Raw genomic sequence first — 15,103 nt, 5'->3', positions numbered from 1 at the left:
TCCGCTTGTCAGCCTAAGTCTGTGATTTAAGTTCGACCATAGGCGCTACGCGAGGCCGAATCGCGGCAACCTATGATATGGTGCGGGCCGGTATTTCCAAGCAAAGGGATCGATGCGACATGAGCGTGATGGTCAAGGAAAGCCCGATCAGCGAAACGGACATGATCGCTGAGGCCGAGAAGGCGCTGGCTGACATTTCCAGGATCCGCGACGGGGTCGGCCGGGTGATCTTCGGCCAGGAGAACGTCGTCGAGCGCACTTTGGTGGCGGTGCTGGCCGGCGGCCATGCGCTTCTGGTCGGCGTGCCGGGCCTTGCCAAGACCAAGCTGGTCGAGACGCTGGGCGTCGTGCTCGGCCTCGATTCGCGCCGCATCCAGTTCACGCCCGACCTGATGCCATCGGACATTCTCGGCTCCGAGGTGATGGAGCAGGACGAGACCGGCAAGCGCTCCTTCCGCTTCATCTCCGGGCCGATCTTCGCCCAGTTGCTGATGGCCGATGAGATCAACCGCGCCTCGCCACGCACGCAGTCGGCGCTGCTGCAGGCCATGCAGGAGTACCATGTCACCATCGCCGGCGCCCGCTACGATCTGCCGGCGCCCTTTCACGTGCTGGCGACGCAGAATCCGCTGGAGCAGGAGGGCACCTATCCGCTGCCCGAAGCCCAGCTCGACCGCTTCCTGATGCAGGTCGACATCCTCTATCCCGAAATCGAGGCCGAACGCCGCATCCTCCTGGAGACCACCGGCATCGAGGATGCGAAGGCTCAGAACGTGCTGCAGCCGGCACGGCTGAAGGAGATCCAGACGCTGATCCGCCGCATGCCGGTGCCCGAAAGCGTCGTCGAGGCGATCCTGACCCTGGTGCGCTCGGCGCGTCCGGGCCAGGGCAATGCCGAGACCGACAAGCATGTCGCCTGGGGCCCCGGCCCGCGCGCCAGCCAGGCGCTGATGCTGTGCACGCGTGCCCGAGCGCTTTATGAGGGACGGCTCGCGCCATCCGTCGACGATGTGCGGGCTCTGGCCGAGCCGGTGCTGCAGCATCGTATGGCACTGACCTTCGCCGCCCGCGCCGAGGGCACCAGCGTGCGAGATGTGGTGGCGAAGCTTGTGAAAGGGATTTGATGACGCGAATCGGCGAGGTCCAGGCTCCGGCAGCGACGCGCGACGCGCTCGCCCGTGGCCGGTTGCGGGCTTCGCTTGTGCCCGACCTGCTGGTCGAGGCGCGCCGCATCGTCAACACCGTGATCGCCGGCTGGCATGGTCGCCGCAAACGCGGCATCGGCGAGAATTTCTGGCAGTTCCGGCCCTATGTCGAGGGCGATTCCTCGCGCATCGACTGGCGCCGCTCGGCGCGCGACGACCACACCTATGTGCGCGACCGCGAATGGGAAGCCGCCCATACGGTGTGGCTGTGGGCAGACCCTTCGCCGTCGATGCTCTACAAGTCGACCGGCGCCAGCGTTTCCAAGCAATCGCGTGCGTTGGTGCTGGCGCTGGCCATGGCCGAATTGTTGTCGCGCAGCGGCGAGCGCATCGCCTGGCCGGGACTGACCGATCCGTTCACGGCCCGCAATGGCGCCGAGCGCATCGCCGCCCAGTTGATGCATGCCGGCGATCTGCCGGCCAAGCCTGATCTGTCGGACATCAGGCGGTTCTGCGACATCGTCATCGCCAGTGACTTTCTCGATCCGGTCGAAGAGACGATGGAATGGCTCGATGTGCTTGCCCGCCACGGCGTGCGCGCGCATCTGATCGAGGTCGCCGACCCGGCCGAGGAAACCTTCCCCTATGCCGGCCGCACCGAGTTCACCGATCCCGAGACCGGCGAAAAACTGACCGCCGGGCGTGCCGAAATGCTCGGCGACGAGTATCGCCTGCTCTACACCGCACGCCGCGCGGAATTGGCCGGCTGGTGCAAGCGGCTCGGCTGGAGTTTCACCGTCAACCACACCGATCGGCTGGCGTCCGACGCACTGGTGCGCCTGCACATGGCGATGACCGCCGATGGCTCCTATGCCGGCCTGAATGCAGGCAGTGGTCAGCCGGGGAAGGCTGTCGCATGAGCTGGCTGCCGCTCTCCTTTGGCGCTCCCATGGTGCTATGGGGCCTGCTGGCATTGCCGGTGATATGGTGGCTGCTCAGGCTGACGCCGCCCAAGCCGCAGAGTGAGATCTTCCCGCCGCTGAAAATCCTGGCGCGGGTGCTGAAGCGCGAGGAGACGCCGCAGCAGAGCCCATGGTGGCTGACGCTGCTCAGGCTGCTGATGGCGGCGCTCATCGTCGCGGCATTGGCCGAACCAGTCTTCAACCCGCGCGAAAAGCTGCCGGCCGAGGGTGCTGCCCTTGCGCTGGTCATCGACAATGACTGGGCCAGTGCCGCCGACTGGAACAAGCGCGTCGCCACCGCCGAACGGCTGATCGCCGACGCCGGCTCGAACGGCGTGCCGGTCATCATCGCCTTCACCGCCGAAAAGGCCAATGCGGAGATCGGCCCCTTCGATGCCGCCGCCGCACTCGACCGGCTGCGCGCCGCCAAGCCGCGGCCAATCCCGACCGATAGGCCCGCCGTCTATGCCCGCGTCGCCGGCGTTCTGGAGGGCTTGCCCGGCGCCAGCGTCGCCGTGCTGGCCGACGGCCTGGCCGCGAAGGGCGACGAAGCCGCCTTCAACACGCTGTTGTCGAAAAATGCCGCTCGAATCGTCTGGGCAACCGCCGACCGGTTTTCGCTGACCGGCCTGACTGCCGCCGACAACCAGGTTGACGGCTTTGCCCTCACCGCCATCCGCGCGCCGGGCGACCCGGCCCCCGCCCAGGTCACCGCCGGCGCCTTCGACGACAAGGGCCGCCGCATCGCCGATGCGACGCTGACCTTCGCGCCCGGCGAAGCCACCGTCACCGGCACCATGGCGGTGCCGTTCGAGCTGCGCAATGATTTCGCCTCGATCGCGCTCGACGGCGAGCGCCAGGCGGGTGCGGTGCGCGTGCTCGACGAAAGCTCCAAGCGTCGCCGCGTCGGACTGCTGTCGCAGGCCGAGGCAGACCAGGCGCAGCCGCTTCTGTCGCCTCTCTACTACATCAGGCGCGCGCTGCAGCCTTTCGCCGACCTGGTCGAACCCTCCAGCGCCGATCTCGCCGACGCCATCCCGCAGATCCTCGACCAGAAGCCGGCGATGATCATCATGGCCGACATCGGCACCATTCCCGCGCAGGTCCGACAAAGGCTGGTCGACTGGGTCGACAATGGCGGCACGCTGGTGCGTTTCGCCGGCTCGCGGCTGGCCGCCGCCGGCAATGACGACGATCTGCTGCCGGTCCGCCTGCGCACCGGCGAGCGTTCGCTCGGCGGCGCGCTGTCATGGACATCGCCGCAGCCGGTCACCGAATTTCCCAAGGCCGGCCCGTTCGCCGACCTGGCGCCGCCGACCGAGGTCACCGTGAGCAGGCAGGTGCTGGCCGAGCCGACACCCGATATCGTCGAGCGCACCTGGGCGGCGCTAGCCGATGGCACGCCGCTGGTCACCGGGCTGAAGAAGGGCAAGGGCACGCTGGTGCTGTTCCACGTCACGCCCGAGGCGACATGGTCGAACCTGCCGATCTCGGGCAGCTTCGTTGAGATGCTGCGTCGCATCGTCCAGCTGTCACGCAACCAGGGCGCGGCGATCGCCAATGCCGAAGCCGCCGCCACCTCGCTGGCGCCCTACCGCATGATCGCGGCCGACGGCTCGCTGGTGCCGCCGACGCCGGATGCGCGGCCGCTGGTGCCGGGCGCCGGCGCTTTGCCAGTGAACTTCGAGAACCCGCCGGGCCTGTACGGCTCGGAAACCGGCGTTTTCGCCCATAATCTGCTCGATGCCGCAACCAGATTTGAGCCGCTGGCGCGGCCGCAAGTCGCTGTTCCGGTCACCACGATCCAGTATGCTTTCGACGAATCCCGCAACCTGAAGGGTGCGCTGGTCGCGGCCGCGCTGGTACTGATGCTGCTCGACACGCTGGCGGTATTCTGGATGGGCGGCCTGTTTTCCCGTCGGCCGCGCCGGGCCGGTGCCGTAGCCACCACCGCGGCAGTCCTGATTGCCCTTGGCGCGCTGTTCGGCCATGCCGATTACGCCCGCGCCGACGATGCCAAGCCGGGCGACGAGGCAGCGATCGCGGCGATCTCGAAGACCCGCATCGCCTATGTGCTGACTGGCGTGCCGGGCGTCGATTCAATCAGCCGCGCCGGGCTCGAGGGCCTGACGCGCTTCCTGATCGAGAAGACCGCGCTCGAACCGGGCGCGCCGGCCGGCGTTGATATTTCGAAGGACGAGCTATCCTTCTATCCGCTGATCTACTGGCCGATCGATCCGGCGGCACCCATGCCGAGCCAGGCCGCGATCGCCCGCATCGATGCCTATATGCAGCAAGGTGGCACTGTGCTGTTCGACACGCGCGACCAGTTCGCCAACGGCATCGGCGCCGATTCCACCAGCCCTGCGACCGAGCGGCTGCGCGACATCCTCGGCAACCTCAACGTGCCGCCGCTGGAGCCGGTGCCGTCGGACCACGTGCTGACCAAGTCCTTCTTCATCCTGCCCGAATTTCCCGGCCGTTTCGCCGGCAGCCCGCTTTGGGTCGAGGCATCGCTCGACGCCAGCAACGCCGACAACCGGCCGGTGCGCACCGGTGACGGCGTCTCGCCGATCATGATCACCGCCAATGATTTCGCCGGCGCCTGGGCGGTCGACGAGAATGGCGACCCATTGCTGCCGACCGTGCCGGCCGATCCGATGCAGCGCATCTATGCGCTGCGCGCCGGCGTCAACATCATGATGTACATGCTGACCGGCAACTACAAATCCGACCAGGTGCACGTGCCCATACTGCTCGAACGGCTGGGGCAGTAAGATGACGCTCCTTGTTGCGCACCCCCAGCGGATCGGCCTTCCCCTCAACGGGGAGGATAGGACATGAACTGGTCCATCTCTTTCGAACCGCTGATCTCCTGGCCGCTGCTCGCCTTGGTGCTGGTGCCGCTGGCGCTGCTTGCGCTCGTCGGCCTGTGGTTTCGCCAGCGCGGCGGTGTCCTGCGCTTCGTCGCCCTGCTGGCGCTGGCCGCCGCGCTGTTCAACCCGGTGTTCCTCAATGAGGAGCGCGAGCCGCTGAAGAGCGTCGTTGCGCTGATCGTCGACCGCAGCCAGAGCCAGGACATCGGCGACCGCACCAGGCAGACCGATGAAGCGCTGGCCGGGCTGCAGCAGCGTCTTGGCCGCTTCAAGCAATTCGACGTCCGCGTCGTCGAGGCCGGCAAATCCGATGCCGCCGAGGAGCGCACCGAAACCCGGCTGTTCGGCGCGCTGGAAGGCGCTTTCCGCGACGTGCCGCCCTCGCGCATCGGCGGCGCCATCATGATCACCGATGGCGAGGTGCATGACACGCCTTCGGGCGCGCCCGACTTCAATGCCCCGCTGCATGCCCTGATCACCGGCAACGACCACGAAAAGGACCGCCGCATCCGCTTCGAGAACGCGCCGCGCTTCGGCCTTGTCGGCAAGCCGCTCGACATGACATACCGCGTCATCTCGACGGAAAACGAAGCCGGCCCGGTCGATGTGCGCGTTTCCGTCAATGGCGAGCAGGTCGCCGTCGAGCATGCCACTGTCGGCCAGACCATGCCGCTGCAGGTGACCATTCCGGGCGCTGGCCGCAACATCATCGAACTTGCCATCGACCGCGAACCGGGCGAACTCACCGACACCAACAACCGCGCCATCGCGCTGGTCGACGGCATCCGCGAGAATTTGCGCGTGCTGCTCGTTTCAGGCGAGCCGCACGCCGGCGAGCGCACATGGCGCAATCTGTTGAAATCCGATGCGTCTGTAGATCTCGTCCACTTCACCATTCTGCGGCCGCCGGAGAAGCAGGACGGCACGCCGATCAACGAATTGTCGCTGATCGCCTTCCCGACCCGCGAGTTGTTCGTCGAGAAGATCAAGGATTTCGACCTCATCATCTTCGACCGCTACCAGCACCGCGACGTGCTGCCGATCCTCTACTACGACTACATCTCCGAATATGTCGAAAAGGGCGGCGCCCTGCTGATCGCCGCCGGCCCCGAATATGCCGGCGAGGCTTCGATCGCGCGCACCCCGCTGATGTCGGCCTTGCCCGCCATGCCGACCGGCGAGGTGGTCGAAAAAGCGTTCTATCCGCGCCTGACCGACCTTGGCCAGCGTCATCCGGTGACGCGCGGCCTCGACGGTTCGGCCACCGAGCCGCCGCATTGGAGCCGCTGGTTCCGCACCATCGGCGTGCAGAATCCGCAAGGCGAAGTGGTGATGAAGGGCGCCGACAACCGGCCCCTGCTCCTGCTCGACCGCAAGGGCGAAGGCCGCGTCGGCATGCTGTTGTCCGACCAGGGCTGGCTGTGGGCGCGCGGCTTCGAGGGGGGCGGCCCGCACGTCCAGCTCTACCGGCGCATCGCCCACTGGCTGATGAAGGAACCCGAGCTCGAGGAAGAGCGGCTGACCGCCGAGGGGCGCGGCATGGTGCTTGAGATCCGCCGCCAGACCATGGCCGACGATCCCGGCCCCGCGCAGATCATCACGCCCTCCGGCAAGACCGTGACCGTCAAGCTCGACAAATCCGAGCCCGGCGTCTTCCTGGGCAGCGTCCAGACCAATGAGATCGGCCTCTTCCAGGTTGCCAATGGCGATCTCACCGCGCTCGCCCATGTCGGGCCGGTCAACGCCCCGGAATTCGCCGACGTCATCTCCACCGAGGACCGGCTGAAAGCGCCGGCTGAAGCCACCGGCGGCAGCGTGCGCCGGCTGGCCTCGTCCACGGCCACCGGCGGCGACGTGACGCTGCCTTCCATCGTGCCGGTGCGCTCGGCCGGCGATGCCTTCGGCAGCGACTGGATCGGCCTGCGCACCACCGATGACAGCGTCTTGAAGGCCGTCTCGCGCGTACCCCTGTTCGGCGGCTTCCTCGGCCTCGGCCTGCTGCTCCTGGCGATGGGTTCGATGTGGTACCGCGAGGGAAGGTAGCCGCGCCTCTTCCTTCTCCCCCCTGTGGGAGAAGGGAAACCGCCCTGCAGCCGCTGCCCTCCGCTATGGCTCCGGGCGTTCGTCGTTTCAATCGACAAATCGTTGTCGATTGATCGCCCTACGGGCGACCACTCCTCATTCTTCCGGTTCCGTCGTGAACAGCAGGGGATAGCCCTTGGCCTTGCCGGCATCGGTGGCCCGCATCGCCTTTGTCTCCGCGACATCCTTGGTAAACACCGCGACCACGCAGACGCCGCGCCGGTGCGCGGTGATCATGATCCGGTGCGCCTGGTCCTCGCTGAGCTTGAATTCGCCCTTCAGCACCGTCACCACGAATTCGCGCGGCGTGAAATCGTCATTGATGAGGATGACCTTGTAGAGCTTCGGCCGCTCGGTCTGCGGCTTGACCTTGGTGCGGGGTTTCGTGGTGATTTCAGGCATCGGAACCGACAGTTTCGCGATCGGGCTTCGCCGCGTATTTTGCCACGGGCGTCAGCGATCGTCCATTTTGATTGGCGTGCGGACCGCCGGCGGGCGGGCCCGGTCATTCACAATCATGTGGGAGATTGTCGGTCGCGGTTCAACGGCCCTGGCGGCCGAAGACGCGGCGGTTTGCGCCGGCGTCCGCCCGGCGTTCCATCCAGGCCGCGATCGGCCATCCGGCAACGCAGACCAGCGTCACGGCAAGAAGCACGATCAGCAGCCACGCCTGGACAGGTGTGATGTAGTCCCAGTTGCTGGAAATTATCGGCGCGAACAGCGAGGGCTCGGTGCGACCACTGGCAGGGTCGGGCACGGGGCTCGCGGTGAGCAGAATCAGCGCCCTGGCGACACCGGTGGCAACCAGGCCGCCAATCACCATCGAACGCAAAATGGACGAAAACCGCTTCTTCATGCGGATTGTCCTACACGGCCGGCGTTGAAAACGGGTTAAATCAGATCGAGATTGCTGGCTGTGGGCCGCCGGTGCTCAGCTGCTCGATCGGGTGCCTGGCAGAAGGCCGCCCCAGCCGGTGCGGCTGGAGCGGCCTTGATGGAAATCTGTCGTCGGACCTGGATCAGGCCTTCGGAGCATCCTTGGCCTTGGCCTTCTTCACGGTCTTCTTGGCAGGAGCCTTCTTGTGCTTGACCTTCTTCACCGGGGGCTTGGCGGTAGCGTCAGCAGCCGGAGCGGTGGTGGTCGTCGTGGTCGAGGCCGCCGGAGCAGCGGTCGTGGTGGCAGCGGCGTTGCCGAGAGCGGGCATCGCGAAAGCCAGGGCAACGGCGAGACCGGTGGCGGACAGGATGGACTTTTTCATGGCTTCATTTCCTTTTTATGCGGGTCGATTTGAGTGTCACTGGACCGGGTCGTTCGGTGCCACTCCAAGCAGCTTCAAAGCATTGGCGAGCATCCGGATGCCCTGTGCCTGTTTCTTGGCGGCGCAGTACCGGTTGCCCTTTCTCTGAAGTGCCTTTGCCGCGGTGACCTGCGTTGCCGTGGCGTGGGTTTCGAGGGCTTCATCAAATTGGTGGCTGAGATTGGCGCACCGTTCGCTCCGGGTGAGCGGCGCCTTTGCGTCCGATTGTCCAACAGCGGCAGTGACCAGGCCAAGGCCCAGCAACGCACCCAATAAACTGATCGACAACCTTGGCATCGGTTTTTCCGTGAACCCGGAGATTTTGCGTCGCAGCCGGTAATCTGACCGCCACGGCACCGTTATGCCGCCTTACCTTTTCAGGAGTTTTTCCCGATTGTAGAATTTTGTTTCTGGATTGTGTCTGCCGGGCCCCCACCGCTTTCCATGTGGAGAAGGCGGAATTCGTTCTCCCTTGAAATCCAAGGCACTGGCCAACATATGGACCGAATTCTATCGTGTGGCTCACCTGCCAGGAATGGCTTGGCCGGCAACCGGGACAGGGTACCTCGTGAAATCCGACGCACATATACTGATCGTCGACGACGACAAGGGCATCCGCGACCTGCTTCAGGAGTTCTTCCAGAAGCGGGGCCTGCACACTTCGGTTGCCGCCGACGGCATCGAGATGGAGACCATCCTGCGCCGCTCGCAGGTGGACCTCATCGTCCTCGACGTGATGCTGCCCGGCAAGAGCGGGTTGGAACTGTGCCGCGACCTGCGCGCCCAGTACACGACGCCGATCATCATGCTGACCGCCGTCACCGAGACCACCGACCGCGTGGTCGGCCTGGAGATGGGCGCCGACGACTATGTGCCCAAGCCCTTCGATCCGCGCGAACTCCTGGCCCGGATCCGCGCCGTGCTGCGGCGCAATGGTGCCGCCGAGCCGAAACGCGCCGCGACCAAGCAGATCTATCGTTTCGCCGGCTGGACGATGGACTGTTCGCGGCGACGGCTGACCGCGCCCGACGATGTCAGGGTCGAACTGACCATGGCCGAATTCAACCTGCTGCAGACCTTCGTCAAGAGCGCCCAGCGCGTGCTGACCCGCGACCAGCTCATCGAACTGTCCGGTGGCGACAGCGACTATTCCTTCGACCGCAGCATCGACATCCTCGTCAGCCGGCTGCGGCGCAAGATGGAAGATGACCCCAAAACGCCCAAGCTGATCCTGACGGTGCGCAGCGGCGGCTACCAGTTCCTGCCCGAGACGACCTCCGAATGAGACGTCTCCTGCCGCAGACCTTGCCTGCCTGGGTGCTGCTGATTGTCATTGCCGGTCTTTTGATCAGCCAGGTCGCGACCCTCTATATCGTGTCACGCGACCGCGCCGCCGCCAACGACGTGGTCGATCTCTATCGTCTCAACGACCGCGCCTTCTCGCTGGTGCAGCTGATGAGCGGCGCCACGCCCGAGGAGCGCAAGGCAACCGCGGCAGGCCTGTTCAACTCGACTTACGCCCTTACCGTCTCGGACACGCCCGCCGTCACGTCCTCGATCGCCGGCGACGACGAGCTGGCCGAACTCGAGGACATTCTCGTAGGCCGGCTGTCGAAGTTCGGCATCACCGATGCGCGCGTGCGGCGCGATCCGGCGACACGCGAGGCCGACGACGCCAGCGGCACCGCGTCCGGCCCCGATATCGGCCAGGTGGAGCGCGACCTCCTGGTGCTCGCCGCCGATTTCGCCCAGAGCGACAAGCTGACGGCCTCCTTGCGCTTCGCCGACGGCCAGTGGCTGAACTTCACCGAGCCGATCACGCCGATTGGCCCGATCCTGAGCTTCGACAGCCTGCCGCTCTATGCGCTGATCGCCGGGCTGGTGGTGATCATGTCGATCTGGTCGCTGCGCCGGCTGACCGCGCCCTACCGGATGATGGAAACCGCCGTGAACAGGATCGGCAAGGACCTGAAGAGCCCGCCGATCGCCGAGAGCGGTAGCCGCGAGGTTCAGGCTGCCGCGAGAGCGATCAACGCCATGCAGGCCAGGCTGCGCGAATATGTCGAGGACCGCGAGCATCTTGCCGCCGCATTGGCGCACGACCTGCGCACGCCGATGACGCGCATGCGGCTGCGGCTGGAATTGTTGCGCAAATCGGCGGTTCGCGAGGCGCTGGCGCACGATCTTGCCGATGTCGAGAGCATCGCCAGTTCGGTGATCGACTTCGCCACCTTCGAGGTGAACGAGGAAAAGACCGAGCGCATCGACTTCTGGTCGCTCGTGGAATCGATCGCCGACCCTTATCCGGAGGTGTCGTTCGACAATGACGACACCCGTTCGCGCGGCCTGATCTGCATCGCGCGGCCGGTCGCGCTCAGGCGCTGCGTCACCAATCTGGTGCAGAACGCCGTCACCTACGGCAAGAAGGCGCATCTCAGCCTGCACCGCTCGGACGGCAGGATCACGCTCACCATCCGCGACGAAGGACCTGGTATACCGCAGGCCCAGATCGATGCCGTGTTCGGCTCCTTCGTGCGCCTCGAACAGTCCCGCAACCGCCAGACCGGCGGCCTTGGGCTGGGCCTCACCATTGCCCGCAACATCGCGCGCGCCGCCGGCGGCGAGATCCGCCTGTCCAATCATCCGGACGGCGGATTGCTGACGGAGCTGCGCCTGCCGCTGGCGGCCTGACGGAATTGCGTCAAAACAGGAGCTTGCGAGGCGCCTACCGCCGCAACACCGCGCTCAGCACGTCGCGGATGCCGATGGCGCCGACGAAGCGCGACTGATCGTCGAACAGCGCCACCGGTGCCGTCTGCGAGCGGTGCATGGCCAGCATCACGGTTTTCAGCGACGTGCCGGGGGTGGCCCAGAAGACTTGCGCCGCTTCCTCCGGCTGGGCCTCGACATCGGCGCAAGATACCCACACCGCCGGCTTGCCGTCGCGCTCGGCCGCCGCCACCAGCCCGTGCTCGTCGATCTTGAAGCGCGTCGTCTTGCGCCGGTCGAGCCACACCCAGCCGTCCTTGCCTTCTTCGAGGTCGCGGCGGTCGCGCATCACGTTCCAGGCGGTGAGCACCGAGAGCGGGTTCACATTGGCGATGAAGTCGCGGACATAATCGTTGGCGGGCCGCAGCACGATGTCCTCCGGCGCGCCGGTCTGGACGATACGCCCGCCCTCCATGATGGTGATGTGGCTGCCGATCTTCAGCGCCTCCTCGAGGTCATGGCTGACGAAGATGATGGTCTTCTTCAACTCGGCCTGCAGCTGCAGCAATTCATCCTGCAGCTTGGTGCGGATCAGCGGGTCGAGCGCCGAGAACGGCTCGTCCATCAGCAGGATCGGCGCCTCGGTGGCGAAGGCGCGGGCGAGACCGACGCGCTGCTGCATGCCCCCCGACAGTTCATGCGCGTATTTCTTCGACCACTGGTCGAGATTGACCAGCTTGAGCTGCTTGTGCACGCGTTCCTTGCGTTCGGCTTCCGGCACGCCGGCAAGTTCGAGGCCAAGCCCGACATTTTCCTCGACCGTGCGCCATGGCAGCAGGCCGAACTGCTGGAAGACCATCGCCACCTGCTTCTGGCGCAAGCGCCGCAAGGTCGACTCGTCGCAAGTGACCACGTCGACAATCTTGTCGCCGTCCTTGACCAGAACCTGGCCGCGCGACACCACGTTGAGCCGGTTGACGGCCCTGAGCAGCGTCGACTTGCCGGAGCCCGACAGGCCCATCAGCACCGAGATTTCACCCTCATGCACCGTCAAGCTGGCGTCGGCGCAGCCCAGCACATTGCCGGTCTTTTCGAGGATTTCGGCGCGCGTGGCGCCCTTGTCGATCATCGCCAGCGAACCGGCCTGGTCGGCGCCGAAGACGATATCGACGTTCTTGAAATCGACGGCGACGGTCATTTCTTGCCTCCAACGCCAATGCGGGTCATTCGGTCGAGCACGATGGCCAGCACGACGATCGCCAGGCCCGCTTCAAGTCCGAGGTCGATGCGACGCGACCCGAGCGCGCGGTTGATTTCGGTGCCCAGGCCGCCGGCGCCGATAAGGGCGGCGAACACCACCATCGACAGCGACAGCATGATCGACTGCGTCAATCCCGCCATGATCGTCGGCAGCGCCGAGGGCAGTTCCACCTTCCACAGAAGCTGCCTTTTGGTCGCGCCGAACGCCTCGCCGGCCTCGATGATCGACTTCGGCACCGAGACGACGCCGAGATGCGTGAGCCGGACCGCGGTCGGGATGACGAAGATGATGGTGACGATGAGGCCGGGCGCGTTGCCGAGACCGAACAGGGTCAACACCGGGATCAGGTAGACGAAGGTCGGCAGCGTCTGCATCAGATCGAGCACCGGCAGCATGACGCGGTAGACCTTCGGCTTGTGCGCCGCCCAGATGCCGAGCGGCACGCCGATGGCCATGGCCATGGCGGCGGCGGCGACGACCAGCACCAGTGTCTGCACCGTCTGCTTCCAAAGGTTCTGGTTGATGATGAAGATCAGGCCGAGAAAGACCCCTATGGCGAGCGGCCGCGAGCGTTGCAGCAGCCAGGCGATGACAGCGATGACCAGCGCCAGCAGCACCGGCGGCACCATCAGCAGGAGGTCGACCAGCCCATCGAGGATGAAATTCAAGCCGTTGGAAAAGGCCCTGAAGATGGTGTCGAAATTGTCGGTCAGGAAACCGAAAAAGGACTTTCCCCAGGCCCCGATCGGGATCTTGTGATCGACCATGAATTTGGAAATCGGATCCATCTCACCCCTCTTCCACCGGAGCTCTGCCTTCGGCCCCGTGCTGTCGCAACGTCATCTTGTCACAGGATGTGAAAAAGGGCAGCCCTTTGTTAAACGGCTGCCCATCTTCATCCGGTCATGCCGGATGCAAGGTCGGCTCAGCTTCCGAGGGCGGTCTTGATGGCCGCTGCCGCATCGCCGCCGTCGAAGGTGGTCACGCCAGCGATCCAGGGCGCGATCGCGTCCGGGTTCTTCTTCAGCCAGTCGGTGGCAACCGCCTGGGCGTCGCCGCCCTTGAGGATCGCGTCCATCATCTGGCCTTCCATATCCAGATTGAACTTGAGGTTGGCGATGAACTTGCCGGCATTCGGGCACTCGGTGGTGTAGCCCTTGCGCACATTGGTGAACACGGTGGCGGCGCCGAAGCCGCTGTCGCCCATGCCGTCCAGATAGGTGATCTTCATGGCGCCCATCACCGGATGCGGCGTCCAGCCGAGGAAGGCGATCCACTCATTGTTCTTCATCGACTGCTCGGCCTGGGTCAGCATGCCGGCCTCCGAGGATTCGACCAGCTCGAAGCCCTCGAGATTGTCCTTCGGGTTCTTGATCATGTCGAGGATGATGCGGTTGCCGTCATTGCCGGCCTCGATGCCGTAGATCTTGCCGTTGAACTTGTCCTTGAACTTGCCAAGGTCGGTCAGCGACTTGACGCCGGCGTCCGCGACATAGGTCGGCACGACGATGCCGTAGCCTGCACCGGTCAGGTTCGTGCTGATGGTCTCGACCGAACCATCGGCAGTGTAGTCCTTGATGTCGTTGGTCATCGACGGCATCCAGTTGCCGAGGAAGACGTCGAGGTCCTTGTTCTTGAGCGAAGCCATGGTCACCGGCACTGACAGCTGGATCACCTTCGGCTCGTAGCCGAGCGCCGTGAGCAGCACCGAGGCGAGCCCGGTGGTGGCCTGGATGTCGGTCCAGCCGACATCGGAAAGACGCACGGTCTTGCAGCTTTCGGCGTCACCGGCGAAGGCGGCGCTCGTGGACAACAAAGCCGCCAGCCCGAGGCCGGCGACGAAGGAATTCATACGCGACATAGACAGTCTCCCATTGTGATTCTTTGGCGAAGCGTAGTTACGGTTTCTCTGCCCGCCTTGTTTCGTCAGCCAAACACCATTCTGTTTTGGATTCAAGCGTCAAGGCAATCACGATCAACGGCGCCGACTGGCCAATCAGCGACACGGTTGACGCTTTTATCGTGCCAAGTGTTCTTTTAAGAGGCTTGGCGTCTTTTTTGGAGGCGAGCCGGCTTTTTCAGGGGAATGCGGCTGCGGCCCCTCCCCGCGCCGAGGCAACTCAGCTTAAAAGAGCGGCATGGCCAAGCTCTACTTCAACTACGCAACGATGAATGCCGGCAAGACGACGATGTTGCTGCAGGCATCGTACAATTATCGCGAGCGCGGCATGACCACCATGCTGTTCGTCGCCGGCCACTACCGCAAGGGCGACAGTGGCCTGATCTCGTCGCGCATCGGGCTGGAGACGGAAGCCGAGATGTTTCGCGATGGCGACGACCTGTTCGCCCGCGTCGCCGAGCATCACGACCACACGACGGTGCATTGCGTCTTCGTCGACGAGGCGCAGTTCCTCGAGGAAGAGCAGGTCTGGCAATTGGCCCGCATAGCCGACCGGCTGAACATCCCGGTGATGTGCTACGGCCTGCGCACCGATTTCCAGGGCAAGCTGTTTTCCGGCTCGCGTGCGCTGCTGGCGATCGCCGACGACCTGCGCGAGGTGCGCACCATCTGCCGCTGCGGCCGCAAGGCAACGATGGTCGTGCGCCTCGGTGCCGACGGCAAGGTTGCCCGCCAGGGCGACCAGGTGGCGATCGGCAAGGACGTCTATGTCTCGCTCTGCCGTCGCCACTGGGAGGAAGAAATGGGCCGCGCCGCGCCCGACGATTTCATCGGCTTCATGGAACCCTGAACACGCTTCCCTGCGATCCG

General features: G+C 65.2%; 14 protein-coding genes. 7 read left to right on the top strand and 7 right to left on the bottom strand.

Features of this window, described 5'->3' with window-relative positions:
* Nucleotides 1–119 precede the first annotated feature (119 nt).
* The 4 genes from EB231_RS11610 to EB231_RS11595 all read left to right on the top strand — a co-directional run bounded on the left by EB231_RS11610 (nt 120) and on the right by EB231_RS11595 (nt 7,026).
* Nucleotides 120–1,124, top strand: a complete 1,005-nt coding sequence (locus EB231_RS11610) for an AAA family ATPase (RefSeq protein ID WP_172348926.1) — start codon at nt 120–122, stop codon at nt 1,122–1,124.
* A complete protein-coding gene (locus EB231_RS11605; protein WP_172348925.1) occupies nt 1,124–2,065 on the top strand; it encodes a DUF58 domain-containing protein in 942 nt (313 codons plus the stop codon). Before EB231_RS11610 ends, EB231_RS11605 begins: the two co-directional genes overlap by 1 nt.
* Nucleotides 2,062–4,884 (top strand): DUF4159 domain-containing protein, encoded by a 2,823-nt coding sequence (locus EB231_RS11600; protein ID WP_172348924.1) that lies wholly within the window; start codon nt 2,062–2,064, stop codon nt 4,882–4,884. The genes EB231_RS11605 and EB231_RS11600 overlap by 4 nt, the downstream gene beginning before the upstream one ends.
* A gap of 63 nt (nt 4,885–4,947) precedes the next feature.
* Entirely contained in the window at nt 4,948–7,026 is a 2,079-nt protein-coding gene (locus EB231_RS11595) for a hypothetical protein (RefSeq protein ID WP_172348923.1), read from the top strand.
* A 135-nt stretch (nt 7,027–7,161) separates the two neighbouring features.
* On the opposite strand, the gene clpS is transcribed toward EB231_RS11595, so the two are convergent.
* The 4 genes from clpS to EB231_RS11575 all read right to left on the bottom strand — a co-directional run bounded on the left by clpS (nt 7,162) and on the right by EB231_RS11575 (nt 8,660).
* The gene (gene clpS, locus EB231_RS11590; RefSeq protein ID WP_172348922.1) at nt 7,162–7,467 is read right to left on the bottom strand and encodes an ATP-dependent Clp protease adapter ClpS; all 306 of its coding nucleotides are present in this window, start codon (nt 7,465–7,467) and stop codon (nt 7,162–7,164) included.
* Between the two features lie 139 nt (nt 7,468–7,606).
* Nucleotides 7,607–7,921: a hypothetical protein gene (locus EB231_RS11585; RefSeq protein WP_172348921.1), complete on the bottom strand. Its 315-nt coding sequence runs from the start codon at nt 7,919–7,921 to the stop codon at nt 7,607–7,609.
* A gap of 163 nt (nt 7,922–8,084) precedes the next feature.
* Nucleotides 8,085–8,324, bottom strand: coding sequence for a hypothetical protein (locus EB231_RS11580; protein ID WP_172348920.1), 240 nt, complete (start codon nt 8,322–8,324; stop codon nt 8,085–8,087).
* A gap of 36 nt (nt 8,325–8,360) precedes the next feature.
* Nucleotides 8,361–8,660 carry a hypothetical protein gene (locus EB231_RS11575; RefSeq protein WP_115142115.1) on the bottom strand — a complete coding sequence of 100 codons (300 nt, stop codon included), beginning with the start codon at nt 8,658–8,660 and terminating at the stop codon, nt 8,361–8,363.
* 271 nt (nt 8,661–8,931) lie between these two features.
* Between EB231_RS11575 and EB231_RS11570 the strand changes: the two genes are divergently transcribed.
* Together EB231_RS11570 and EB231_RS11565 are read left to right on the top strand one after the other, a co-directional pair.
* Entirely contained in the window at nt 8,932–9,648 is a 717-nt protein-coding gene (locus EB231_RS11570) for a response regulator (RefSeq protein WP_172348919.1), read from the top strand.
* Nucleotides 9,645–11,054 carry an ATP-binding protein gene (locus EB231_RS11565; protein WP_172348918.1) on the top strand — a complete coding sequence of 470 codons (1,410 nt, stop codon included), beginning with the start codon at nt 9,645–9,647 and terminating at the stop codon, nt 11,052–11,054. The genes EB231_RS11570 and EB231_RS11565 overlap by 4 nt, the downstream gene beginning before the upstream one ends.
* A gap of 34 nt (nt 11,055–11,088) precedes the next feature.
* On the opposite strand, the gene choV is transcribed toward EB231_RS11565, so the two are convergent.
* The 3 genes from choV to EB231_RS11550 all read right to left on the bottom strand — a co-directional run bounded on the left by choV (nt 11,089) and on the right by EB231_RS11550 (nt 14,194).
* Nucleotides 11,089–12,270, bottom strand: coding sequence for a choline ABC transporter ATP-binding protein (gene choV / locus EB231_RS11560; RefSeq protein WP_172348917.1), 1,182 nt, complete (start codon nt 12,268–12,270; stop codon nt 11,089–11,091).
* On the bottom strand, nt 12,267–13,121 hold the full coding sequence (gene choW, locus EB231_RS11555; protein ID WP_140771483.1) for a choline ABC transporter permease subunit: 855 nt from the start codon (nt 13,119–13,121) through the stop codon (nt 12,267–12,269). Before choW ends, choV begins: the two co-directional genes overlap by 4 nt.
* Nucleotides 13,122–13,258: 137 nt before the next feature.
* On the bottom strand, nt 13,259–14,194 hold the full coding sequence (locus EB231_RS11550) for a choline ABC transporter substrate-binding protein (protein ID WP_172348916.1): 936 nt from the start codon (nt 14,192–14,194) through the stop codon (nt 13,259–13,261).
* A 277-nt stretch (nt 14,195–14,471) separates the two neighbouring features.
* Between EB231_RS11550 and EB231_RS11545 the strand changes: the two genes are divergently transcribed.
* Complete coding sequence (locus EB231_RS11545) at nt 14,472–15,083, top strand: thymidine kinase (RefSeq protein WP_140771487.1); 612 nt, start codon at nt 14,472–14,474, stop codon at nt 15,081–15,083.
* The last annotated feature ends 20 nt before the right edge of the window (nt 15,084–15,103 follow it).

This window comes from Mesorhizobium sp. NZP2298 (assembly GCF_013170825.1).
Classification (GTDB): domain Bacteria; phylum Pseudomonadota; class Alphaproteobacteria; order Rhizobiales; family Rhizobiaceae; genus Mesorhizobium.
This window is presented reverse-complemented; position numbering and strand designations above follow the sequence as displayed.

Bases quoted from the DNA above. Each gene is read 5' to 3' on its own strand.
- EB231_RS11585 (WP_172348921.1), bottom strand. From the start codon at position 7,921: ATGAAGAAGCGGTTTTCGTCCATTTTGCGTTCGATGGTGATTGGCGGC.
- EB231_RS11610 (WP_172348926.1), top strand. From the start codon at position 120: ATGAGCGTGATGGTCAAGGAAAGCCCGATCAGCGAAACGGACATGATC.
- EB231_RS11575 (WP_115142115.1), bottom strand. From the start codon at position 8,660: ATGCCAAGGTTGTCGATCAGTTTATTGGGTGCGTTGCTGGGCCTTGGC.
- clpS (WP_172348922.1), bottom strand. From the start codon at position 7,467: ATGCCTGAAATCACCACGAAACCCCGCACCAAGGTCAAGCCGCAGACC.
- EB231_RS11545 (WP_140771487.1), top strand. From the start codon at position 14,472: ATGGCCAAGCTCTACTTCAACTACGCAACGATGAATGCCGGCAAGACG.
- EB231_RS11580 (WP_172348920.1), bottom strand. From the start codon at position 8,324: ATGAAAAAGTCCATCCTGTCCGCCACCGGTCTCGCCGTTGCCCTGGCT.
- EB231_RS11565 (WP_172348918.1), top strand. From the start codon at position 9,645: ATGAGACGTCTCCTGCCGCAGACCTTGCCTGCCTGGGTGCTGCTGATT.
- choW (WP_140771483.1), bottom strand. From the start codon at position 13,121: ATGGATCCGATTTCCAAATTCATGGTCGATCACAAGATCCCGATCGGG.
- EB231_RS11605 (WP_172348925.1), top strand. From the start codon at position 1,124: ATGACGCGAATCGGCGAGGTCCAGGCTCCGGCAGCGACGCGCGACGCG.
- choV (WP_172348917.1), bottom strand. From the start codon at position 12,270: ATGACCGTCGCCGTCGATTTCAAGAACGTCGATATCGTCTTCGGCGCC.
- EB231_RS11600 (WP_172348924.1), top strand. From the start codon at position 2,062: ATGAGCTGGCTGCCGCTCTCCTTTGGCGCTCCCATGGTGCTATGGGGC.
- EB231_RS11595 (WP_172348923.1), top strand. From the start codon at position 4,948: ATGAACTGGTCCATCTCTTTCGAACCGCTGATCTCCTGGCCGCTGCTC.
- EB231_RS11550 (WP_172348916.1), bottom strand. From the start codon at position 14,194: ATGTCGCGTATGAATTCCTTCGTCGCCGGCCTCGGGCTGGCGGCTTTG.